Genomic DNA, 22,987 nt, shown 5'->3' with positions numbered 1-22,987 from the left:
AAAACCAATAGTCCCGTTTATGACATCAGCATAATAAAGCATAGACATCCAATTGTTTTTAACTCTTAAGCCACATGATATAGACAATTCATAAAAGAATCCGAATGAAACTGAACCTGAAGAATCCGATAGTGTTTTTCGACTTGGAAACAACCGGAACCAATATTAATACCGACCGTATCGTGGAAATATGCTACCTAAAAGTATATCCCAACGGCAACGAAGAAAGTAAAACGATGCGCATCAACCCTGAAATGCACATTCCCGAAGCATCGACTGCCATCCATGGCATCCACGATGAGGATGTAGCAGACTGTCCTACCTTCAAACAGATAGCCAAAGAACTGGCCCGGTCTATCGAAGGTGCCGATATAGCCGGATTCAACTCAAACCGATTCGATGTACCGGTACTGGTAGAAGAGTTCTTGCGTGCAGGCATCGATATCGACCTGAGCCGGCGGAAATTCATTGACGTGCAGGTCATCTACCACAAACTGGAACAACGCACACTCTCGGCTGCCTATAAATTCTATTGCGGCAAAAACCTGGAGGATGCACACACCGCCGAAGCCGACACACGTGCTACCTATGAAGTGCTGAAGGCACAGTTGGATCGCTATCCGGAAGTATTACAGAACGATGTTGCGTTTCTTTCTGAATACTCTACATACAGCAAAAACGTAGACTTTGCGGGACGCATCGTGTACGATGATAAAGGAGTGGAAGTATTCAACTTCGGTAAATACAAAGGAATGCCTGTATCAGATGTCCTGAAACGCGATCCCGGTTATTTCGGCTGGATGATGAATGGCGATTTCACGCTGAACACCAAAAATGTATTGACAAAAATCAAATTGCGCGAAAGCGGACTGGTAAAATAATATTCAAGTATCAGGTTTTAGACACCAGATGCCAGATTATTTTATCTTATTATAAAATCTGGCCAACCGGTACCTAACATCTAGTCTACTTAAAAATATGAAAGGCAAAAAAATTGTATTAGGCATAACGGGAAGCATTGCTGCTTATAAAGCGGCAGTACTGGCCCGTGCATTGATAAAAAAAGGAGCAGAAGTGCAGATTGTCATCACTCCCGCAGGAAAAGAATTTATCACTCCCATCACACTCTCGGCACTGACCAGCAAACCGGTCATCAGCGAGTTCTTCGCACAACGCGACGGGACATGGCATAGTCATGTTGACCTTGGGCTATGGGCTGATGCAATGCTCATTGCACCTGCCACGGCTTCCACCATCGGAAAAATGGCACACGGGATAGCTGACAATATGCTGGTCACCACTTATTTGTCAATGAAAGCTCCGGTATTCATCGCTCCGGCTATGGACCTTGATATGTTCGCTCACCCGTCTACCCGCCACAACCTCGACATCCTGCGTTCGTATGGAAACCACATTATCGAACCCGCTTCGGGCGAACTGGCAAGCCACCTTGTAGGCAAAGGACGTATGGAAGAACCCGAAAAGATAGTAGAAGTACTGGAAACATTTTTTGCCCGGGCCGAAGACTTGAAAGGCAAACACATCCTGATAACAGCAGGCCCTACGTATGAAAAGATAGACCCAGTACGGTTCATCGGAAACTATTCTTCAGGGAAAATGGGATACGCACTGGCTGAAGCATGTGCCAGACGGGGTGCAGATGTTACCCTCATCAGCGGACCAGTCGCTCTCCAGGTACAGCATCCTGCTATCCGGCGCATTGATGTGGAAAGTGCCGAGCAAATGTATCAAGCTGCTATCCGTATTTATCCACAAGCCAATGCTGGTATCTTGTGTGCAGCGGTAGCAGACTTCACCCCCGAAACTGTAGCCTCCAACAAAATCAAGCGCGAAGGAGAGGACCTGATTGTCCGTCTGAAACCTACCCAAGACATTGCCGCTGCTTTAGGAAAGATAAAACGTCCGGACCAACGACTGGTAGGATTTGCTTTGGAAACGTATGACGAACAGATACACGCCCAAGAAAAACGGAAACGGAAAAATTTCGACTTTATCGTACTGAACTCGCTGAATGATGCCGGAGCCGGATTCAGATGTGACACCAACAAGATAACCATTCTCGACGAATCGGGAATCACCCCCTATCCACTGAAAGACAAACACGAAGTGGCAAGCGACATTATCGACAAATTAAGTGCAATCTTATAATTCTTACAGACAAACCCGAAGACTACATTATGTTACAGTCTATTCACATACAGAATTATGCGTTGATCGACAAGCTGGATATTGATTTCACACCAGGTTTTTCGGTTATCACCGGTGAAACCGGAGCAGGAAAATCCATCATCCTTGGGGCTATCGGACTGCTGTTGGGCCAACGTGCCGATGTGAAAACCATCAAAAACGGAACTTCCAAATGCATTGTGGAAGCACGCTTCTGCATTGCTTCATACGGACTGGAAGCATTTTTTCAAGAACTCGACTTGGAATATGACCCTGAAGAATGTATCCTCAGACGTGAAGTATATGCCAGCGGAAAAAGCCGGGCATTCATCAACGACTCTCCAGCCTCACTGAACCAGATGAAAGCTTTGGGTGAAAAACTGATAGACGTCCATAGCCAACACCAGAACCTGCTGCTCAATAAAGAAGGATTCCAACTGAATATCCTGGATATTCTGGCACAAGATGAAAAACAACTGGAAGCATACAAACAGGTCTACCGGCACTATAAAGATATAAGCAACACACTGGAGGAACTGATTATACAAGCAGAAAAAAGCAGGCAAGACGAAGACTATCTGCGTTTCCAGCTGGAACAACTGGAAGAAGCCAGCCTCCATTCTGGCGAACAAACAGAACTGGAGCAGGAGGCCGAAACCTTAAGCCACACCGAAGAAATCAAAGCAAACCTTTACAAAGCCCAACAGCTGATAGACGGTACCGAAGCAAATGGTATCCTCTCACAGACCAAAGACTGCCAACAGGCATTACAAAACATTTCCAATGTATATCCTTCGGCATCCGAATGGGTAGAACGTCTGAGAAGCTGCTACATCGAACTGAAAGACATCGCACACGATCTCTCGGTAGCAGAAGCAGAAACAGAATTCAACCCCGAACGGCTGGATTATGTAAACGAACGGCTGAACCTGATATACAATCTTCAGCAAAAACATCGGGTAACGACTATCGAAGCCTTGTTGGAACTTGCAGAAAATTACCGCCATCAACTGAATGACATTTCATCGTTCGACGAACGAATAGCTGAACTCAACCAACAGAAAGAGGCCTTGTATAATAAGGTATTGGAACAAGCCCGCCAGCTGACCAATCTCCGTACAAAGTCGGCACATCATATCGAAGAACAGATAAAAAAACTCTTAATACCACTGGGTATGCCCAACGTACGTTTTGCCGTAGAGCTGACTTCGCGTAAAGAGCCCGACCTTAATGGACTGGACAACGTAACGTTCCTCTTCTCTGCCAACAAAAACGGGGCATTGCAAAACGTTGCTTCGGTAGCTTCGGGAGGAGAAATAGCCCGTGTCATGCTTTCGCTCAAAGCAATGATAGCCGGAGCTGTAAAGCTGCCTACTATCATTTTCGACGAAATAGATACAGGCGTATCAGGCTCGATAGCTGAAAAAATGGCACTTATCATGCGCGATATGGGACGCCAGAACCGGCAGGTAATCAGCATTACTCACCTGCCTCAAATTGCGGCACGAGGCACAACACACTATAAAGTATATAAAAAAGATACAGAAACAGGCACCAACAGTTACATACACCGGCTTACACCGGAAGAACGGGTCAAAGAAATCGCACACATGCTGAGTGGAAGTGTACTGACAGAAGCCGCATTAAACAATGCACGTGCCTTACTGGAAAACCAATAACTAATAAAACATTGATTTTATGATAGAAAAAAATGAAATGATATTCGGCGTACGGGCGGTCATCGAAGCCATACAAGCCGGAAAAGAGATTGATAAAGTATTGATAAAAAAAGACATGCAAGGTGAAGTGGCAAAAGAATTGTTTGCCATACTGAAGCAAACAGATATTCCAGTACAACGCGTACCTGTGGAACGCATCAACCGCATTACCCGGAAAAATCATCAGGGAGTGGTAGCATTCATCTCGCCTGTTGCATACCAGCGCACGGAAGACCTTGTACCGTATCTTTTCGAACAAGGAAAAACACCATTGTTCATCATGTTGGATGGCATAACCGATGTGCGTAACTTCGGCGCCATTGCCCGTACTTGCGAGTGTGCAGGCATAGACGCTATCATCATACCCGCCAAAAACAGTGTCAGCGTAAATGCTGATGCCGTAAAGACTTCGGCTGGTGCCCTGCTCACCCTTCCAGTATGCCGCGAAAACAACCTGACACAAACCATCCGTTTTCTGAAAGACAGTGGATTCAAGATTATAGCAGCTACCGAAAAAGGAGATTATGATTATACCAAAGCCGACTTCCATTCACCTACCTGCATCATTATGGGGGCCGAAGATAAAGGAGTCTCTTACGAAAACCTGGCCTTGTGTGACGAATGGGTAAAAATTCCACTCTTCGGAAACATTGAATCGCTAAATGTATCGGTAGCTGCAGGCATCCTTATCTACAAAGCCATAGAACAGCGCGGATTTGCCGAAAATGAAAAACAATAACCTTTATATACCGTTTACACACATGAAAAAAACTATAGCTATTTTATTTGTATTCGTTATGCCATTCTCTGTCCTGTTGGCACAAGAATTGCCTAAATGGGCAGAAAATGCCAGAAAAGCCGTTTTCTCCATCGTGACTTATACCAAAGACGGCCAAATTTTGAGCACTGGAAACGGGTTTTATATCGATGAACAAGGTACAGGAGTTTCCGATTATAGCCTCTTCAAAGGCGCCGAACGTGCCATAATCATCACCGCAAACGGTAAAGAGCTGCCCGTGAAATACATGATGGGGGCAAACGATATGTATGATGTAGTGAAATTCAAAACTGATTTTGACAAGAAAGCCGAGGCTTTGCAACCAGCCACATTGCCTTCATCGACTGGCGAAACCGTGTATCTGGTTCCCTATTCTACCCAAAAATCATCAAAAGGACAAACAGGCACTATAGCCAAAGTAGATACCATTGGCGAACAACAATACTACTACACCCTTACCATGCAGACTACAGAAAAAACCGTAAGCTGTCCCATTATGAATGCAGCAGGACAAGTAGTAGGCATGATACAAAAAAACAACGACTCTGAAAGCAAAGAAAGTTTTGCCATTGGCATCCGCTATCTGACCGACTTAACTATCAACGCTCTCTCTGTCAATGACCTTGCCCTCAACTCCATCGGGATAAAAAAAGGACTTCCCGAAGACGAATCGCAGGCTTTGGTCTATCTGTATATGGCATCCGGCGTATATGCCCCCAACCAATACTTCGATTTGCTGAACGACTTTATCAGCCAATATCCCAATAATATGGAAGGCTACCTGCGCCGTGCTACTTATTACATCAATATCGGCGATGATACTCATTATGCCCTGGCTGTTGAAGACTTGAAAAAAATGCTTGATGTGGCCGAGAAAAAAGACGAAGCACATTACAACATAGCCAAACTCATCTATTCGTACCAGTTGAATATAGGCGACAAGAAGCCCTATGCTTCCTGGACATTCGATTATGCCCTCAATGAAATAAACGAAGCGTTAGCCATCACCCAAGAACCTATCTATTACCAATTGCAAGGAGACATCTATTTTGCCATGCAAAAATTTACAGAAGCCTATACTGCTTACGACAAGGTGAACAAGAGCAAACTGGCTTCAGCCGCAACTTTCTATTCTGCAGCAAAAGCCAAGGAACTGATAGAAGGAACCGACAAGAAAGAAGTCATAGCCCTGATGGACAGCGCCATTGCTTTTTATCCCAAACCCTACGGAAAAGATGCAGCCCCCTACCTGTACGAACGCGCCCGTATCAAATCGGACATGGAAGACTATCGGGGTGCCGTAACCGACTATAATGACTTCTACGATGCCATGCTGGGACAAACTTCTGCCGAATTCCATCTCATCCGTTCACAAGCAGAATTAAACTGCCGTATGTATCAGCAAGCTATCAACGACATCAACAAAGCTGTTGAACTTGATCCTAACAACGTAACCTATTGGGTAGAAAAAGGAGGCATACACATTCGAGTCAACCAAGCTGCAGAAGCTATACAAGCCCTGACACGTGCCATCAAGATGGATCCCGAAAATGCTCCTGCCTATCGTATGCTGGGATATGCACAAATCCAGAATAAAGAGAAAGATAAAGGCCTGGCCAACTTACAAAAAGCCAAAGACTTGGGAGATGAAGTGGCAGACGGGCTATTGCAAAAATACAAATAACAAAGATTGATGTTACCGCCACAGAAAGACACAAAGACATTCCGGTTTTTCCAATACCACTTGCCTGTCTTTCTGTGGTGAACAAACAATATGTATGGAAAAATTCGAATTACATATTCTAGGATGCGGGTCAGCACTACCCACGATGCGTCACCAAGCCACCTCACAAATCGTCAATATCCGGGAAAAACTTTTTATGATAGACTGTGGAGAAGGCACGCAAGTACAATTGCGCCGTTCACGACTGAAGTTCAGCCGGTTGAATCATATTTTCATTTCCCATCTGCATGGCGACCATTGCTTCGGGCTGATTGGACTGATTTCTACATTCGGCATGCTGGAACGTACTGCCGACCTGCACATTTACAGTCATCCCGACCTGATATCCTTACTTCAAGCACAAATCGCATTCTTTTGCAAAGGAATGAGCTACAAGGTCATATTCCATCCTTTTAACCCGAAAGAACAAGCTGTTATTTATGACGACCGTTCCATATCTGTAGAAACCATTCCTTTATGCCACCGTATGCCTACATGCGGATTCCTGTTCCGCGAAAAACCTACCCTAAACCATATCCGGCGAGATATGATTGACTTCTACCGCATACCCTTATGGATGATAAACCGCATCAAAGAAGGCGAAGATTTTATCACGGACAGCGGTGAAACCATCCCCAACAAATGGCTTACCACACCTTCCGACCCGCCACGCACATACGCCTATTGCTCGGATACCGCCTATTATCCCCGTATCATCCCTCAAATACACGGTGCCGACCTGCTGTTCCATGAAGCCACATTTGTCAATGCCGATGAAACGCGTGCCCGCCAAACCCAACACTCCACTGCCCGTCAGGCTGCCCAAATAGCCCATGATGCAGAAGTGAAACGTTTGGTCATCGGTCATTTTTCGGCACGGTACGACGATGAAAAGCAACTTTTAAAAGAAGCACAGGAAGTTTTCCCTGCAACCTTATTGGCACAAGAAAACCTGCAAATCAACTTATAGGCAAGTTAAAAAAACTTATCCCATTTAAACGTTGGCACTTCATTTTATCTAAAAACATATACAAAGACACCATTATGAATAACTATAACGAGGAAGAGATAATTGCCCAGCTACAAGACCCAAAGCTGCAACGGGAAGCTTTCGGGAAAGTGGTCAGGCACTACAGCGAACCACTGTACTGGCAAATACGACGTATGGTACTCTCCCACGATGATACAAACGACCTCTTGCAAAACACATTCATCAAGGCATGGAGCAATTTGGAATATTTCCGGGGAGAAGCACGCCTGTCTACATGGCTTTACCGCATTGCCATCAATGAATCACTGAATTTCCTGAACAAACAACGTGCCATAAACCAACTCTCATTGGATGAAGCCGAAACAACAGCGCTTGCCAAGTTGGAAAGCGACCCCTATTTCGATGGTGACCATACCCAGCTACTTTTCGAAAAAGCCATACAAACCTTACCGGAAAAGCAACGTATCGTGTTCAACCTGAAATACTTCGAGGAAATGAAATACGAAGATATGTCGGAGATTCTAGGAACCAGCGTAGGTGCCCTGAAAGCCTCTTACCACCATGCCGTGAAAAAAATAGAAGAATTTTTAAACCAAAACGATTAAACCTTGTACCGGATTATCAATCTAATAAACAAAGGAAGGAGGGATGATACGATGAAAAAAAACGACCTTGAACTACAAAAGAAATACGGGAAACAAAATCCATTCACCGTACCGGAAGGATATTTCGAGCATTTTACCGAAAACCTGATGGAACGACTTCCCGAAAAAGAAGTCAAAGCACTTCCTGAAATCAAGTTATGGGACCGTGTGAAACCATGGATTTACATGGCGGCCATGTTCGTAGGCCTGATGTTCACTGTCCGTGCCTTTGTAGGCACTACCCAATCGGCAGATGACTCAGACAACCTTACCGATATGCCGGATGAATACATCGAATCAATCGTAGACCAAACGATGATGGATGATTATGAACTATACCAATATTTAACGGATGCCGATGCCGGTATCTATAACTAAAAGACCAATTCAATGAAGAAACTATTTTCGATTATGATTCTTCTTACCTGCTTCTGCACATACATGCATGCGCAGAAAAACAAATTGAGCAAAGAAGAATTCCGTGCACGGCAAGAAGCGTTTATTACCGAAAACGCCCGACTCACTCCACAAGAAGCCAAAGAGTTTTTTCCACTCTACTTCGAACTGCAAGATAAAAAAAGCAAGTATAACCGTGAAGCCTGGCAAGAAATAAGAAAAGGAAAACAACCCAACGTAAGCGAAGAAGAATACAACCGTATCGTAGAAGACGTAATACAAACCCGAATCACCATTGACCAGCTGGACTTGGAATACGTACGGAAATATAAGAAATTCCTCTCATCTAAAAAGATATACGATATCCAGCGGGCGGAAATGAAATTCCACCGCCATTTGTTAAGACCAGAGAGGGAGAAAAAACCGAAAAAATAAATTACACGAATCAGAAGAGGCTGTCTCAAAATAGAAACAGGCACTCAGGATGAAATTACTTTCTGATACTCAATTACCATTTTGAGACAGCCTCATCAGCTTAGTCCGACAATCCAAGCCACATAGCTATCTTGCTTGTAAGATTATTAATCTTCATGCCGAAAGATTATTAATCTTCACGCTGTAAGATTAATAATCTTACAAGCGATGCAGCTATATTGCGAAAAGACCAAAGCTTACTTGTCATGCCGGATGTATAATCCGGCATAATTGAAGAAACGGATTTACAATCCAGCGTGACACCCTGTCAACAGAAGCGACACCGGAAGTATGTATTCCATTAAAATGCACAATTGCATACCGTCCAAAGTATAAACAACCTTCCCAGTCCTCCCCAATCGGACATCATATTAACAAACTGTTTTGAATTTCTACAAAAAGTTTTTCTCATCTTGATGTATTTGTTCCCGTGTGTGCCTTGGGCGATAAATTCAAAACAGCTTCTTACAAGTCAAGTCTATAAAAAACAAAAGCCACAACGTCATCAGTTGTGGCTTCTTACTTCCTGCACGGGAAGAGAGACTCGAACTCCCGACACTCGGTTTTGGAGACCGATGCTCTACCAACTGAGCTATTCCCGTGTTTGCGGATGCAAAGGTACGACATTTTTTGATATTGCCAAATGCTTTGGCATTTTTTTTGCTTCATGGCATAAAAATACCCGCTTCACACAGCATAGACCGATATATTTCTGCCTTTTTCTCCAACTTGAGCGGATAAGCCCTGCTGGAAGAAGGCATCCGGTAAAGCCAAAGTTGGCGGTCAGCATATTCGAATTTGCTTTTTCCACCTACCGGAGGTTCTTTAATATGCAATTGTGCACATAAGGTATCTGTAGCTTTTTGCCCGGTCGTTACAATAGATTTGCATGTCGGAAGTTGTTTCAGAAGCAAGCCGATGTCCGTAGGCTCCACGATTTCCAGGTATTTGTCTGAAGCATTGCTTTTCAAACGTTTCACTGTGCAAGCCGTATCATAAAGCGCAACGCCTTTTTCTTTCAAGAAGTGTATGAGACGTTCTTTATCGAAAGCCTTTTTACCGGAAAGTACAAAATGTTCTTTATCACCGAAGAAAATCAGTCCGAAAATCCGCCACATGTCATTGTTCCAGTTCGGATAGAAGAAATCCATGCTCCAGCGCTTCTTCTGCGGAGGAAAGCTTCCCAGCATCAGCAAAGTAGCTTCTGCAGGAAGAAACGGTTCCAACGGATGATTTTCGATGAGGCTGTCCATCTTAGCTTTCTTTGGGTTTAGGTTCTTTTTTTGCCAGTACAACGATGTTGTAAACATATTCGTTCATCCAGCTTTCGCTATATCCCAGTGCATGCTGGTATTGGCGGATGTTTACACAAGTCTTTCTCACACTATCATCTTTCCAGTTGGTTTTCGTCAGGATATCGTGAATGGTCTTTTCGGTCATCGAACGCAATAATTTCTTGAACATGCCAGGCATACGGAATTTCCATTGCATCAGATTCCCCACTACCATCATCAAGTCTTGACTGAATCCCTGAAACATAAACAGGTAGTTCTTGATATCATTCACACTCTTGCAGTGCTTTTTGACAGATGTATCTATTTCCTTAAAAAAGAACTCATTAATGCCGTAAATATCCATCAGCATCTTTTTGCATCTGGTACGTTCTGCCACTCCCAGCTTGTTGTTCTGGGTAGGGATTTTCAATGTACGCTTGAATACTGCCATATCAGGCAGGAAATTGATATTGCTGATGCCCAGCTGCGCAGCCATAACGGCTTGGTAGTATACACGTATCAAAGTCATGAAGTCTTCTACACCTCCTACCCGTGCACCTTCTTCTTCAACTTGTTTTTTACCTAATAGTTTCGAAAATATGCTCATAATCTAATCTGTAATAAATTATTATGGGGACAAAGATAAAACAAAAAAGTGAGATAAGGGGCAGTTTATGACAAGATAGTGACAAGAAACTGCTTTGAATGTCTTTCTCTTCCCGATGTATTCGTTTTCGTGTGTGCTTTGGGCGATAAATTCAAAACAGTTTCTAGAAAGTTATCAACTATCAGGTCTTATATAAGCATAGGATACTTCGTTATTTCACGATTTTCACCAGCAGCGTCTTGCCGGCAGGTTTTCCTTTCATATCGTATGATTCCGATTTTACCAGACCTATTCCCTCGGCATACCATTCAGTCACCCGGTGCGTGGTGCTTTTTAACACCACTTTGGTACGTTTCAAGTAAGTAATCTTTATACAGTCGAATTTCCCAGCCGTAGTACTGATTTGCTCCTCTCCCATATAAGCAGCTCCCGAAATCGTAATTTCATTTTTCAGCATCTTCACAATAAGTGCATACGAGCGGTCGGGCATACTTTCTCCTCCCTCGGCATGTTCCTTCAGCACAAACGAGTTGTCGCCTTTATACTTCAATTCTTCACGCATGGCAGTACGTGCCGCCGTATCATACTTATCCGGATCCGAATCCGAATCAATATAAGGTCCATACACCAGATCTTCGGCACACACAGTCTGGTTGCCATCATAACTCCAGTCGAAACGCGTATAGCTGGTATTGTTCTTCAACTTGTTGGTTACAATCTTATTGATATAACAGGCAGTTACCTTACCATCGTTTCTCCCGACAAACGACACGGTAGCAGTCTCATTCGAAACACTTTGTCCCGCCTCATCGTAATTGACATAATGAAGTTCCGTTCCCTCTACCGTACAAAAATATTGTGCATGCAGGCTGAAACAAGCCAACACCGCACAAACAAACAAAAGCATCTTTTTCATGTTACGTTCCTTTTTTTCTAATTACGCCACAAACTTACAAATTTCTTTTCAGCAAATGCAAGCATATACCTGATTTTCTCTATCTTTGTGCCCAACATTCAATCATAAAATACGAAAAACATGGGTTTATTATCAGCAATCTTCGGCAACGGAAAGCCCGAAGAAAACCAACAGGAAAAACAGACACAAAAGAATTTCGAGATTTTAAAATACGATGGCATACGGGCACACAACATGAACCAACTGGCTTACGCCGCCAAATGCCTGGAACAGGCGTCTGCCCTGCGTGACGATGCTGAAACACTCCAGTACCTTGCCGACACGTATGTAAAACTCCAGCGTACCGATGATGCCCGGACAACTTTGGACAAACTGACCGGACTGGAACCGGACAACATACAGGGATATCTGTTCCTTGCCAACGTATGCTTTGCACAAGAAGACTATGACGGTATGGACAAAGCCTGCCAAAAAGCCATCAAGCTGGACGAAAGCAATGCCCATGCCTACTATTTGGCAGCCAGGGCAGCCCACGGACTTCACAACGATTTGCAAGCTATCGTAATGGCTACCAAAGCCATCACACAAGACGAAAGCTTTCTTTCTGCCTACTTGCTCCGTGCCGAAGTGCTTTGGAGCATGAAACAGGCGAAAGAAACACTGGAAGACCTCGATTATATCCTGAATGCAAATCCGGAAGAAGAAGATGCCTTGCTGCTGAAAAGTACCGTCAAAGCCACATTAGGAGAAACCGACGAAGCATATCGGTGTCTGGAGCTGGTCATGGAAACCAATCCTTTCAACGAAAAAGCTTACCTGCTGAAAGGAGAACTGCTCTGTGGGCAGAAAGCATACGGCAAAGCCATCGAACTGTATACCGAAGCCTTGGAACTGATGCCCCAGAACGCTACATTCTACCAGGAACGCGGACGTGTCCGGTTACTGGAAGGAGACAAGAATGGCTCCATCGAAGACTTGAAAAAAGCCATCGAACTGAACCCCGAAAGCGAATCCCAAATAAACGGAACGTTTGATAACCAAGACACCCTTTCCGGCACCCCAAATCCTGCAAGTATTTACTGACTGGAATGCATCTATGTCCGTTGCCTTACGAAGATAAATACACCGGCCTACGGACATAGATGCACAAAGCTACGTACATACGGTTTCCTGAAAAACGGTTTCCAATATTCTATCAGGGTCTTAACACTCCCGCTTCTTCAACAAAAAGAGAGGCAAATAAAAGAAAATGCCTGCAACAGACATTATCAATCCACCTATTGTACCCGCCGCCAAAGAAAACCAGAAACTTTCCTTCTCACCTATCATAAAAGGAATAAAACCCAGTACGGTCGAAGTCACCGTCAGAAATATCGGAACAACCTTCACATTCCATGCCTTGGTGTATGCCTCAACCTTTCCCAGATAAGGGTAACGCCTCCGGATAGCATTATACTCGTTCAGAATATAAATGCTGGCATTGACCGTAATACCACACAGAAGAACAAAAGCAGCGAAACCACCTTGGTCGAACGTGAGTTCGAACAGATAAAAAGTCAGAAACACTCCGATATATGAAATAGGAATCACACCGATAATGGCAAGTGGCTGCTTCAACGAATCGAACAGGATAGCCGAAATAAAGAAAATAATGCCAATCACAATAAGCAACAGCCCGTACTGACCATGGTCATCGTTATGCCAATACCATATATTGCTCTTGTTCTCGATACTATACCCCATCGGGAGAGCAGCCTTCATGACCTCAACATCCTTTGCCAAGATTTTCTGCCCTTGCTGGTGTGCACCGATGTATTCGAATTGCAGACACAATACATACTGCTGGTTCTCTTTCACAATCTTCTTCGACACTTGCTCTTTGCTCACCTTGGCAAAATCGGATAATTTATACTGTCTGCCTCCGAATATAAAAGGTACTTCCATCAGCCCCCATACATCATATTCACCGCTCTGTACCGAAGACAACGAAAGCCGTTCGCTCTGATTATCGTACACAATATTCCCCACACGCTGACCCGACATGAATATCGGCTGCAAAATAGCAAAAAGAGTGCTTGCCGTAAGGTTTTCCTTTGCCATCTTCTCCTTGTCGAACTGCAAGACATACTCGTCATAGTCATCCTTCCAATACGAGAATTCAGCATTGACCTGCACTTCCTTGATACGCCTGTGAGACAGCAACAAACGCTTCATCTCTTCCGCCCAATAAGAAAGTTCGTCATAATTATACCCGTACATCTCCACCTGAAAACTTCCTGCCGTCTCACGCACATCATTCGAAAAGCCCTGGTCTTGCAATCCATACACATTCCAGCTTCCGCCTCCCAACGTAAGAGCCTTACTGATAATGTTCGACTTCAACACGTACGGAAAGCCACTGTGCTCATATTCTTTTTTGAAAAATATCTCGATACCGGCATGACGGGCATCATAGACAGAAGTTTGAAACTGCCTGATTTCCCGAAATTCACTCAGATAAGTTTCCATTTGCTTTATCAGCACATTCATCTGTTCCAGCGTACTGCCATTAGGAAGTGTGGCTGTTACCGAAAGCACCACTTCTTCATCGCGGTTTCCGAAATAACTTCCGTTGTACACCTTTTCCACAAACAGCCGCAACGTACCTCCCAGCCATTTGTCGATCACCGGTTTTATTTCTTCCCTATAAACAGGACGGTCAAACACCTTATTATATAAAGTGGCCCATCCACCTTTCTGTTCTGCATGCTCTATCTTTTCGGGAAGCAGAAATACCGGAAGTCCGAACGCCCATACCAGTACGGCATATGCAATAGCCTTACGCCTGCACAATGCCTTTACCATCCATTTATAACCACGTGTAAAATAAACCACCCCTCGCTTGATACGCGACGAACGCCTAAAGACCGAAGTCCTGCGCAAGCGGATGCGTTCTATCAATGCCGGGACAAAGAACAGTGCCACAAACAATGATACAGCCAGATTGATAATAACTACAGCTGCAAAATCTTGCAGGTTCAAGCGTATCTTCTCGTCCATGAAAAAGATAATGACCAATGCTCCGATAGTAGTCAACGTCGCTGCCAGGATAGACATAAACGCTTTCAGGTTCCGACGGTGCAGGATATGGTCGGTCATCACAATGGTATTATCTATCAACAGGTTCAGCGAAATGGTGATGCCGGCAAGCGAATAAAGCTGAATATCCACTCCGCAGATGTAGTAAAAGATAAAAGCAATAGCCATATTGACAGCCAGACTGGCTACTATCAAAAACAAATAACGCAGATTCAGGGTAATGACTGCCACAAACAACAACAGGATAAGCACAGTTATTGTTGTACGGAAGTAATTTGTATTCAGTTCCTTGCTAATGTATTCCGTAGCATCGTAACTGACATGCACCTCGTACCCCGGAGGCATATTCTGCTGTATCTGCCTCATGGCATCCCTTACCTGGGCTGCCACCCGAAGCTGATTTGCCGTTTCCTCTGCCGTAATGGAAAGATAAATAGAATTAAGCCCGTTGATACGGAAATAGCCGGTAGGTTCTTCCTCTGTATGTGTCACTTTCACCAGTTTGTCCAGCGAAATCAATTTTCCTTCTGACGTACGTAAACTGATATCGGCAGGCCGGAAGCCTTCCCGTCCTTCAGACGAAGTGCGTACCACCCTAACCCATTCATCCCCCACATCTACCTGGCAGATGCCCAAGAATTCATTGTCATAATATTCCTGGATAGCCTGTCCTAGATCTCCTACCGACAGACCAAGATAGCCCAACTGGCTGTTATCGTATGTCAGCCTCCACTCCATGGGGGTAGCACCGCTCAACTCTATCTTATAAATACCTTTAATGGCAGAAAGCAACGGCTTGATATAATTTTCCCCATAATTCTGAATCAGAATCGGGGTAGCCGGTGCATTGAGTGTATAAGTCATGAAAGGCCTTGTCGAGCGGTCGTCCGAACGTTGAGTAGAAATCAAAGGATAACTCACTCCTTCTGGCAATTGCGACCAGACCTGACGGATCACGGTAGAGACTTCAAAGCGTACGATATCCACTTCGCTATGCTTGTCTATCTCAATGCGCAGGCTGCCATATCCATTATCGGAAGTGGAACGGATTTTCCGTACACCTTCTATCCGCGACAAGGCTCCCTCCAGCCGGCTGGTAACTTCTGCTTCGATTACTCTTGCCGAATTGCCTGGCATAGAGAATGAAACCGTCAGTGCCGGAAGTTCATGCGAAGGCGAAAGTTTCACCGGGAGCAGAGGCACCAGCGAAAGTCCCACAATAGCCAGACAAATAAAACTGACTATCAGAGTAAAGGAAGAAGCAGTTTTACGAGATTTCTGTTTCATTGACGGATTCTATTTTTAAAATCAAAACGGTCAGACAAAGAAAAGCCAGTTTCAAAATCATGCAAAGTCAGCTTCCTTATTTTATAATAGCTCAGCCAATAATTCTGCAAAGCCTGAATATAATTCTTCTGCGCTTCCTGCTGCCTGTTCAAGGCAAGGGTCAGACTGTTTACATCACTCTTCCCGATAATAAAACGCTGCCGGGTCTGCTCGTATGCCAGTTCTGCCAGGTCCAAAGCCTCCTCTGCACCTTCTATCAGGTCTTGCTGCACGTTAAAGTCGCTCACGGTCATCACCACATCTTCTTCCAGACTGATTTCTTCCTGCCTTGCCGCAATCTTTACAACGTTCAGATTGTTCTTTGCCATGTTATATTTTCCTTTCCTCACCCCCCAGTCTATCAAAGGGATAGAGACACTGATTGACACCAGGTCTTGCTGCAACAGATTCTTATAAGCAGAACGGATATTATCCGACACCTGATTGAACCCGACACTGGCATTGAAACTGGCACTAAAGCGCGATTCTTTTTTCGTACGGTCTACATCACGCTCCGCTTCCAGTACATTCTGCCGCTGCTCCAGATAAGTCGGATTATTCTCCTTGGCTTTCCGCAAAGCCTCATCCGCCAACACTTCCAGGTGGCGCGGACGTCCCGGCAAGTCCAATTCAATGGTTGTATTCTTATCCATATTCAAGAAAGTAGCCAATGCCGACATCGCCCTTTTCAGTGCAATCCGTGCATTGGTCAATGTATTCTGCGCATTCACTTTATCCAGTTTCAATGTCAGCAGGTCTGCCTGCGAGATAGAAGCAATCTTCTGGCGCTGCATTCCGATGTCACACAATGTATCTGCCGTAACCAGATTATCCTCTGCCAGCTTATAGTCAGCCTGTGCCATCGCCAGACTGAAGAAATAATTGACCGCTTCTTCCGCCACCTCTTCTGTATGATAGATGAACTGCTTTTTCACCTTTTCAAATTTCAACGGTTCTATCTTGCGGTCCCACCGGAAAGCATTATACCCCAATAATTCCTGCTGATACCCGATACGAAAAGGAACAGTAGAGAACTGAGTCGATTTCGTATCACCAAAATTACGCATAAAGTCCAGTTGGGTATCTATATAGAATGTACCTCCCAGCCAGTCGAAATTCTGTGCCAGGCTCAATCCAGCCGTTGCACTGAACATCTGCTGTTCACGGTAAACATCCATATCCTCATTCGAGTCATAGCGTTGGGTAATGTAACGGTAATATTGTGCCGGCGTCAGGTTCAAGGTCAGACTGGGCAAACGGTTCGCTTTAAAAGTACGGTATTCCCAGTAACCGGACAAATACATGTTCTGATAACGGAAAGCCGACAACGAACTGTCATTCGCCAATTCTATCGTTTCCTGCAAATCCAGTTTCACGGTGTGTTGCGCCAACAGCGGCATACAGCTCAGTGCCAGTACCAGGCATATACTAAGATTTCTGCGTTTCATGTTTTCTATAGATTAACCAATATATTAATGGAATAATAAACAAGCTGATAATGGTTCCCAAGGTCATCGCCCCTATCATGGCGATGGAAAGCGGACGTTGCAGTTCCGAACCCATATCGGAAGTAAACAGCAGCGGCACCATGGCAAAGATAGTGGTCAGCGTAGTCATGACAATTGCCCGCAAACGCTTTCTTCCTCCTGTATGGATAGCTTCAGTAAGTGGCATACCGGTTTTTCTCAGTTCGTTGATGGTATCCAGTTTCAAGATAGAGTCGTTTATCACAATACCGCTTGAAATGACAATACCGATAGCCGACATCAGATTCAGCGTATCTCCACACAGCCACAGGCAAAGCAAGGCAAAAGCAATATCCATCGGGATTTCCGCCAAGACAATAAGGGGTTGCAAGAAACTTTCGAACTGGGCACACAAGATGAAGTACATCAGCAAGACCGATATGCACAGTATCACCATCAGTTCACCCATCATCCGCTGGTTCGAAAAGAAACTGCCCGAAAAGTCCACATCCCATTTCCCCGACCGTGCCACCACATCACGTATGCCGGCTATCAGTCCAGGTGCATTGTCCACATCATAAAAACGTAGCGGAATATATTCACCGTTGCTCCCTGCTGTAATGCTTTTCAAGTCTTCAGCCGGTTGTACCGACAGCAGTTCCTTCAACGGGACATAAGCCTGTTCCTCTCCTTCTTGGGGCACATTTTCCACCAGCGTTTCCGCCAGCACCCGTTCAAGTGTACGTTCGTTTCCTGCCACACTGATAGGCAAATACTGCTGGTAAGAACGCAAGACAGATACTTCGTTTTCCTTAAATGCAGTCCGCAACGTGCGTACCACTTCATCGTAATCCACCCGATAAAGCAACAGGCGGTTACGGTCTATTACCAGATTCAGTTGGTTGCGGAAAGCAATAACCTCCGGATATACTCCGGTCTCCTCGGCTATCTGCCTCTCCAGTTCTTTCAGTTCGGCAGGTTGTGGACTCACAGCCTTATTCTTCGACCGGACCTGTGCCACCACATCGGCTTCTCCCGTTACAAATAGTTTTTCAAAGATAGTCATTGGAGGCGAATAAGTGACTGTGGCTTCCGGATAATGCGCCCCGAACCATTTTTTCAGATGCTGCTCTAACGGCAAAATGTCCGAAGGTTTTTCCGTCTTGAAATAAAGTTCAGCCTCACCTGCCGATAAGGCATCATCCGTATTCAGCACATAATCCTGCATACCTACATACGCCGTATGTTCGACGGCAATGCCATCAGTATGTTTCAGCAGTTCATCCACCCTCCGGTTATTTTCCTCCACATGAATATTCTCGTTCCATGCCACTTTCACTATCATTTCGTTCTGGTCTATTTCGGGCATCCGCTCTTTATCCAACACCCCGAACAAAACCACGCATAGCGGAAGGGTAGCCACAGCCACACACAAACTGATACGCTTATGCGAAAATACCCAGTTGATGCCCGCATCGTATCCGCGCTCCAGCCAGTCATTCTTCAGTTTATCCCGAAAATCAAAATTAATCCACCGGTACCTGCGCATTCCCAAACGGAAAAACAAGACATATAGAACCGGCAATAGCATGATGCCTGTAAAGTAAGATACTCCCAACCCAGCCGTAATGGAAAACGCCTGGTCGGTAAAGATGGCACCGGCTATACCGCTCATGAATATCAATGGCACAAATACTGCTACCGTAGTCAGCGAAGAACTCAGCATCGGTGTAATCATCTCACTGGTGCCTATTACCGCCGACCGTTTCAGCGAATAGCCCCGTTCACGGTACTGCGACACGTTTTCGGTCACGATAATTGCATTGTCTATCATCATGCCCACCGCCATAATCAGTCCCGACAGCGATATGACGTTCAGCGAAACCTTGCAGAGATAGAAGAAGAAAAATGTGATTACCACCGATACCACCATCGTAATGCCGATAATCAACGGCGAACGCACATCGCCGATAAAGAACACTGCCACGATAAAGATAAACAGGAAACCCAACGTGAAATTCTGTTGCAGGTTCGAAATGGTATAATCCAACAGTTCTGTCTGGTTGCGCGTAATAGAAAATTCTATATCGGGATACAATGCGGCAAACCGTTCGGTAGTCCGCTGCAATTCCGCCTTCAGGTTATCCATGTTCTCTTCCGATTGCTTGATGATGGCAAATGTCACTGCCCGCTTTCCTCCAGCCAATGAACGTCCTGTCTCATGCTGTGTCACCAGGCTTACCTTACACAGGTCTTTCAGCTGCATGATGCGTCCTCCCTTGTTCAGATAGATGTTCTCTACATCCTCTGGAGTACGCAGGAAAGAAGCGATACGGATGTTATACTCGTAATATCCGTCACGCACCAGCATGCTGCCCGGCTCTGCATTGTTGGCTTCCAGTGTTCGTTCCAAATCATCTATACCGATGCCCAAGCTGTTCATTTTTTCCCTGTCGGGCACTATCTGCAACACCCTTTCAGGCACCCCGGTCATGTCTGCCATGGCTATCTGGGGCAATTGTTCGATACGCCTCCTCACCACGTTTTCTGCCAGTTCAGACAGGTTCAGGAATGCTTGTTCATCTGTATGCTGGTAAGGCTTGTCCTTTTTCAGCGTCATGTTCAGGTAAAACACCGGTATATCCGTTGCACTAGCCTTGATGGCTTTAGGACGTTCGGCATCTTTAGGCAAGCTGTTCATTGCCGCATCTATTTTCTCGTTTACTTCAATAAAAGCAAGGTCAGTATTGGTTCCGAACTCGAATGTCAGATGAATGACTCCCGAACCGTCGCGTGTCTCGCTTCTCATTTCATCCAGCCCCGACACCTGCAGCAAGGCACGCCGCACAGGAGCCACCATTGTATTCTCCATTTCCCGTGCCGACATATTATCCGAAGCCATCCGTACCGTAATCTGCGGAATGTCAATATCGGGCAACAGCGATACCGGGAGCGACCAGTAAGTAACCAGCCCTATGATAAAACAAGCGGTAAACGCCATCAATACGGCTATAGGCCGTTGTATTAAAAACTTAACCATCTTTTTTATTTACGATTTTTCTATTTACAATTTACCATTCAGCCATTTACGGTTTGATAATTAAATCGTACTTCGTAAATCGAAAAATAGTAAATCTCCGCATGTTACTCCACTACTTTCACCGGTGTCTCATGTGCCAGGTTCACATTCCCTGTCGTAATGACTACGGCACCCTCTTCCATGCCGTCACCCGTCACCGTATATTCGGTCATATTCTCCAGTCCGGTCTGCACGTAGTTCCATATCGCTTTTCCGTCTTTCAACGTAAACACCACCTGTTTGCCCGAACGCAATACCACCGCGGTTTTCGGGATAACCAACTGGCCAGGCACCGAACGCTTCACGCTCACCCTTGCGTTCATCCCGTCGAACAGCCTGCCTTTCCCGTTTACCAGTGCTTTTACCTTTACCATCCCGTTTTCGTCTACCGATGGGTTGATTTCTGCAATGCGCCCCTGCAAGCTGCCGGAAGCTATCGTATAGGGCATCACTTCCACCCTGTCGCCCGCTTTTACCAACGGCAGCTCGCTCTCCAGCACCGTAAATGCCACTTCCATATCGGATGTCGAGAGAATGCGGCAGAAGGGTTTCCCGCTTTCCGGTATATTATATTCCTTGCCATCCAGGTCGGCTACGATGCCGTCAAACGGTGCCGTCAGCGTAGCTTGCTCCAGTTCGCGCTTCGCCAGTTCGTAGGAAGCCTTGCTCTGCCCGTATCCGCTTTTGGTGGCAGCTAATTTTTTCACCTCTTCAGGCACGGTTTCCATCCGGTCGGGAGCATACCCTTGCCCTATCAGCACATCCTGCATCTCCAGCCGGGCTTGCTCCAACGTATATTCCGCCTGTGTCAGTTTGTTTTGCAGGGAAAACAGGTCCAGTTCGGCTATCTTCTGCCCCTTCTTTACCCGGTCGCCGTTCTTCACATAGACGCGGGCTACCGGTTCGGTCGCAGTACGGAACTGCAAGGCGGCATACCGCTTGGCTTCCACCTTGCCGTTGCTCACCAGTTCGTGCTCGAAAGCCTGTTTTTTCAAGGTCATCACACTCACCTCCGCCACCCGCGAGGGAAGCACCGTTTCCACTCCCTCCTTTTCGGAGGCATCTTTTTTCTCTTCGCCGCACCCGCTCCATATTCCCGCGGCAAGCAGCAGCATCACATATCCGTAGCGTGCGTTCATATTTATTTATCTTCTATTAATTTACTCCATTCCCGTTTTGCGGTCTAAGGCCGATGCAATATTACACCAAAAAATATGATTATTATCATTCTTTGCCGCAAATATTCTTTTCCCGTCGGCAGATACTGTAAACAAGTTTATTTTATCCGCAACATTAAACCGCGACAATAAATTTCCTTCCCAATCCCACACCTGAAAACAAGTCACATCCGAAGCTTCATTATCGGGAGCATATTTTACGAAAATAAAATCCGCTGTATACGAACATCCCCAGTAATACATACCCTCCCTACGAAAGAACTTATCCGGATCGGATATTTTTTCCCCTACACTACATTCAACTAACAAATTACCGTCAAAATCAAAAAAACGGACATACGGAAACTTGCTATAAAAAAATGCAATGCGTTCTTTATCCGCATTCACCGCCACATTTACTGCCCGATACTGAAAAGCTTGTATCATATCAGCTTCCGGCTCGTCCTCTTGAAAAGGAGAATCAGGCATATCAGACACATCACCGCTTGTCGTATCATACAGGCTCCACCCTCCTTGTCTTTTACCAGGTTGAATCAAGACTTTTCCGTTCTTCAAAGGATACAAATTCTGACAGACATCTTTTTCCCATTCAAGTTGCTTGCGCCCATCTATTTTCAATCCGCCTTCAACATCTACCACAGTAACAAGCGGAACACCTAATCCTATAGCATAAAAACGATGACTGTCAAGAGGCCGTATCCACCTGAAAGGAAGCATGTCATTGGAACCTCCGCCATAAATCAAACCGCTATACCGGTATTCCAAACCGTGAACGTCAAAGACATCAAACAACGTATCTTTATGAAGATTGGATATAATCAGGTAATCCGGAAGAGCAACCATCCCTGTAGCGTTCAGCAAAACACCGCTATCTACACTGTCCATTTCAAACACCTGCACATCAGCCGGCAAAGCGACGCAAATGCCTTTGCTTGGCGACTTCGAACAAGCCGCCAAACAAAGTATGCTTATTATAAATAAAAATACCTTCATCCTTGTCAAGGTTTATAGCTACCTCTCCTTTATTTTTTAGGTTTAACATCGGGTGGAAGATGAATGGACTCTCCACAGTTTAATCCATCTTCTCCCTTCTTATCTTCTCATTTTCGGAAGATACATTTTTCATGCATTTCCCGTTGGCGTCCCCCTGGC

The 22,987-nt window shown here is 45.2% G+C and carries 18 protein-coding genes and 1 tRNA gene; 10 read left to right on the top strand and 9 right to left on the bottom strand.

What is annotated here, in order from left to right; translation table 11 throughout:
* Positions 1 to 104 precede the first annotated feature (104 nt).
* The 9 genes from B5G04_RS11055 to B5G04_RS11015 all read left to right on the top strand — a co-directional run bounded on the left by B5G04_RS11055 (position 105) and on the right by B5G04_RS11015 (position 8,872).
* Positions 105 to 881: a 3'-5' exonuclease gene (locus B5G04_RS11055; protein WP_022040507.1), complete on the top strand. Its 777-nt coding sequence runs from the start codon at positions 105 to 107 to the stop codon at positions 879 to 881.
* Between the two features lie 97 nt (positions 882 to 978).
* The gene (gene coaBC / locus B5G04_RS11050) at positions 979 to 2,169 is read left to right on the top strand and encodes a bifunctional phosphopantothenoylcysteine decarboxylase/phosphopantothenate--cysteine ligase CoaBC (protein WP_087397194.1); all 1,191 of its coding nucleotides are present in this window, start codon (positions 979 to 981) and stop codon (positions 2,167 to 2,169) included.
* A gap of 29 nt (positions 2,170 to 2,198) precedes the next feature.
* A complete protein-coding gene (gene recN, locus B5G04_RS11045) occupies positions 2,199 to 3,866 on the top strand; it encodes a DNA repair protein RecN (protein ID WP_087397192.1) in 1,668 nt (555 codons plus the stop codon).
* A 19-nt stretch (positions 3,867 to 3,885) separates the two neighbouring features.
* On the top strand, positions 3,886 to 4,644 hold the full coding sequence (gene rlmB, locus B5G04_RS11040) for a 23S rRNA (guanosine(2251)-2'-O)-methyltransferase RlmB (protein WP_087397190.1): 759 nt from the start codon (positions 3,886 to 3,888) through the stop codon (positions 4,642 to 4,644).
* Positions 4,645 to 4,666: 22 nt separating this feature from the next.
* A complete protein-coding gene (locus B5G04_RS11035) occupies positions 4,667 to 6,367 on the top strand; it encodes a serine protease (RefSeq protein WP_087207320.1) in 1,701 nt (566 codons plus the stop codon).
* Between the two features lie 94 nt (positions 6,368 to 6,461).
* Entirely contained in the window at positions 6,462 to 7,376 is a 915-nt protein-coding gene (locus tag B5G04_RS11030) for a ribonuclease Z (protein WP_087207322.1), read from the top strand.
* A gap of 74 nt (positions 7,377 to 7,450) precedes the next feature.
* Entirely contained in the window at positions 7,451 to 8,002 is a 552-nt protein-coding gene (locus tag B5G04_RS11025) for a sigma-70 family RNA polymerase sigma factor (RefSeq protein WP_087207324.1), read from the top strand.
* A 51-nt stretch (positions 8,003 to 8,053) separates the two neighbouring features.
* Complete coding sequence (locus tag B5G04_RS11020; protein WP_087207325.1) at positions 8,054 to 8,419, top strand: hypothetical protein; 366 nt, start codon at positions 8,054 to 8,056, stop codon at positions 8,417 to 8,419.
* 12 nt (positions 8,420 to 8,431) lie between these two features.
* Positions 8,432 to 8,872, top strand: coding sequence for a hypothetical protein (locus tag B5G04_RS11015; protein ID WP_022040499.1), 441 nt, complete (start codon positions 8,432 to 8,434; stop codon positions 8,870 to 8,872).
* 568 nt (positions 8,873 to 9,440) lie between these two features.
* Here the strand turns inward: B5G04_RS11015 and B5G04_RS11010 are convergent.
* The 4 genes from B5G04_RS11010 to B5G04_RS10995 form a co-directional block, all read right to left on the bottom strand.
* Positions 9,441 to 9,513, bottom strand: a tRNA-Trp gene (locus tag B5G04_RS11010).
* 63 nt (positions 9,514 to 9,576) lie between these two features.
* Positions 9,577 to 10,164 (bottom strand): uracil-DNA glycosylase family protein, encoded by a 588-nt coding sequence (locus B5G04_RS11005; protein ID WP_087397188.1) that lies wholly within the window; start codon positions 10,162 to 10,164, stop codon positions 9,577 to 9,579.
* A gap of 1 nt (position 10,165) precedes the next feature.
* Positions 10,166 to 10,792, bottom strand: coding sequence for a hypothetical protein (locus tag B5G04_RS11000; RefSeq protein ID WP_087397186.1), 627 nt, complete (start codon positions 10,790 to 10,792; stop codon positions 10,166 to 10,168).
* Between the two features lie 211 nt (positions 10,793 to 11,003).
* Positions 11,004 to 11,708, bottom strand: coding sequence for a hypothetical protein (locus tag B5G04_RS10995; RefSeq protein WP_087207327.1), 705 nt, complete (start codon positions 11,706 to 11,708; stop codon positions 11,004 to 11,006).
* A 120-nt stretch (positions 11,709 to 11,828) separates the two neighbouring features.
* Between B5G04_RS10995 and B5G04_RS10990 the strand changes: the two genes are divergently transcribed.
* Entirely contained in the window at positions 11,829 to 12,791 is a 963-nt protein-coding gene (locus B5G04_RS10990; RefSeq protein WP_022040494.1) for a tetratricopeptide repeat protein, read from the top strand.
* A gap of 120 nt (positions 12,792 to 12,911) precedes the next feature.
* Here the strand turns inward: B5G04_RS10990 and B5G04_RS10985 are convergent, their stop codons facing one another.
* The 5 genes from B5G04_RS10985 to B5G04_RS10965 form a co-directional block, all read right to left on the bottom strand.
* On the bottom strand, positions 12,912 to 16,073 hold the full coding sequence (locus B5G04_RS10985; RefSeq protein ID WP_087397184.1) for an efflux RND transporter permease subunit: 3,162 nt from the start codon (positions 16,071 to 16,073) through the stop codon (positions 12,912 to 12,914).
* Complete coding sequence (locus B5G04_RS10980; RefSeq protein ID WP_239414091.1) at positions 16,070 to 17,512, bottom strand: TolC family protein; 1,443 nt, start codon at positions 17,510 to 17,512, stop codon at positions 16,070 to 16,072. Before B5G04_RS10980 ends, B5G04_RS10985 begins: the two co-directional genes overlap by 4 nt.
* 28 nt (positions 17,513 to 17,540) lie before the next feature.
* The gene (locus B5G04_RS10975) at positions 17,541 to 20,618 is read right to left on the bottom strand and encodes an efflux RND transporter permease subunit (RefSeq protein ID WP_087397180.1); all 3,078 of its coding nucleotides are present in this window, start codon (positions 20,616 to 20,618) and stop codon (positions 17,541 to 17,543) included.
* 104 nt (positions 20,619 to 20,722) lie between these two features.
* Positions 20,723 to 21,796: an efflux RND transporter periplasmic adaptor subunit gene (locus B5G04_RS10970; protein WP_087397178.1), complete on the bottom strand. Its 1,074-nt coding sequence runs from the start codon at positions 21,794 to 21,796 to the stop codon at positions 20,723 to 20,725.
* A gap of 21 nt (positions 21,797 to 21,817) precedes the next feature.
* Positions 21,818 to 22,828, bottom strand: coding sequence for a hypothetical protein (locus B5G04_RS10965; protein WP_087397176.1), 1,011 nt, complete (start codon positions 22,826 to 22,828; stop codon positions 21,818 to 21,820).
* Positions 22,829 to 22,987: the final 159 nt, after the last annotated feature.

Source organism: Bacteroides sp. An51A (assembly GCF_002161565.1).
Classification (GTDB): Bacteria; Bacteroidota; Bacteroidia; order Bacteroidales; family Bacteroidaceae; genus Phocaeicola; species Phocaeicola intestinalis.
Note: the sequence above shows the minus strand (reverse complement) of the source record. Positions and strands in the feature narration are given on the sequence as shown.

Excerpts from the sequence above, each read along its gene's own strand:
- B5G04_RS11055 (WP_022040507.1), top strand. The coding sequence starts at position 105 with ATGAAACTGAACCTGAAGAATCCGATAGTGTTTTTCGACTTGGAAACA.
- coaBC (WP_087397194.1), top strand. The coding sequence starts at position 979 with ATGAAAGGCAAAAAAATTGTATTAGGCATAACGGGAAGCATTGCTGCT.
- recN (WP_087397192.1), top strand. The coding sequence starts at position 2,199 with ATGTTACAGTCTATTCACATACAGAATTATGCGTTGATCGACAAGCTG.
- rlmB (WP_087397190.1), top strand. The coding sequence starts at position 3,886 with ATGATAGAAAAAAATGAAATGATATTCGGCGTACGGGCGGTCATCGAA.
- B5G04_RS11035 (WP_087207320.1), top strand. The coding sequence starts at position 4,667 with ATGAAAAAAACTATAGCTATTTTATTTGTATTCGTTATGCCATTCTCT.
- B5G04_RS11030 (WP_087207322.1), top strand. The coding sequence starts at position 6,462 with ATGGAAAAATTCGAATTACATATTCTAGGATGCGGGTCAGCACTACCC.
- B5G04_RS11025 (WP_087207324.1), top strand. The coding sequence starts at position 7,451 with ATGAATAACTATAACGAGGAAGAGATAATTGCCCAGCTACAAGACCCA.
- B5G04_RS11020 (WP_087207325.1), top strand. The coding sequence starts at position 8,054 with ATGAAAAAAAACGACCTTGAACTACAAAAGAAATACGGGAAACAAAAT.
- B5G04_RS11015 (WP_022040499.1), top strand. The coding sequence starts at position 8,432 with ATGAAGAAACTATTTTCGATTATGATTCTTCTTACCTGCTTCTGCACA.
- B5G04_RS11005 (WP_087397188.1), bottom strand. The coding sequence starts at position 10,164 with ATGGACAGCCTCATCGAAAATCATCCGTTGGAACCGTTTCTTCCTGCA.
- B5G04_RS11000 (WP_087397186.1), bottom strand. The coding sequence starts at position 10,792 with ATGAGCATATTTTCGAAACTATTAGGTAAAAAACAAGTTGAAGAAGAA.
- B5G04_RS10995 (WP_087207327.1), bottom strand. The coding sequence starts at position 11,708 with ATGAAAAAGATGCTTTTGTTTGTTTGTGCGGTGTTGGCTTGTTTCAGC.
- B5G04_RS10990 (WP_022040494.1), top strand. The coding sequence starts at position 11,829 with ATGGGTTTATTATCAGCAATCTTCGGCAACGGAAAGCCCGAAGAAAAC.
- B5G04_RS10985 (WP_087397184.1), bottom strand. The coding sequence starts at position 16,073 with ATGAAACAGAAATCTCGTAAAACTGCTTCTTCCTTTACTCTGATAGTC.
- B5G04_RS10980 (WP_239414091.1), bottom strand. The coding sequence starts at position 17,512 with ATGCCGCTGTTGGCGCAACACACCGTGAAACTGGATTTGCAGGAAACG.
- B5G04_RS10975 (WP_087397180.1), bottom strand. The coding sequence starts at position 20,618 with ATGGTTAAGTTTTTAATACAACGGCCTATAGCCGTATTGATGGCGTTT.
- B5G04_RS10970 (WP_087397178.1), bottom strand. The coding sequence starts at position 21,796 with ATGAACGCACGCTACGGATATGTGATGCTGCTGCTTGCCGCGGGAATA.
- B5G04_RS10965 (WP_087397176.1), bottom strand. The coding sequence starts at position 22,828 with ATGAAGGTATTTTTATTTATAATAAGCATACTTTGTTTGGCGGCTTGT.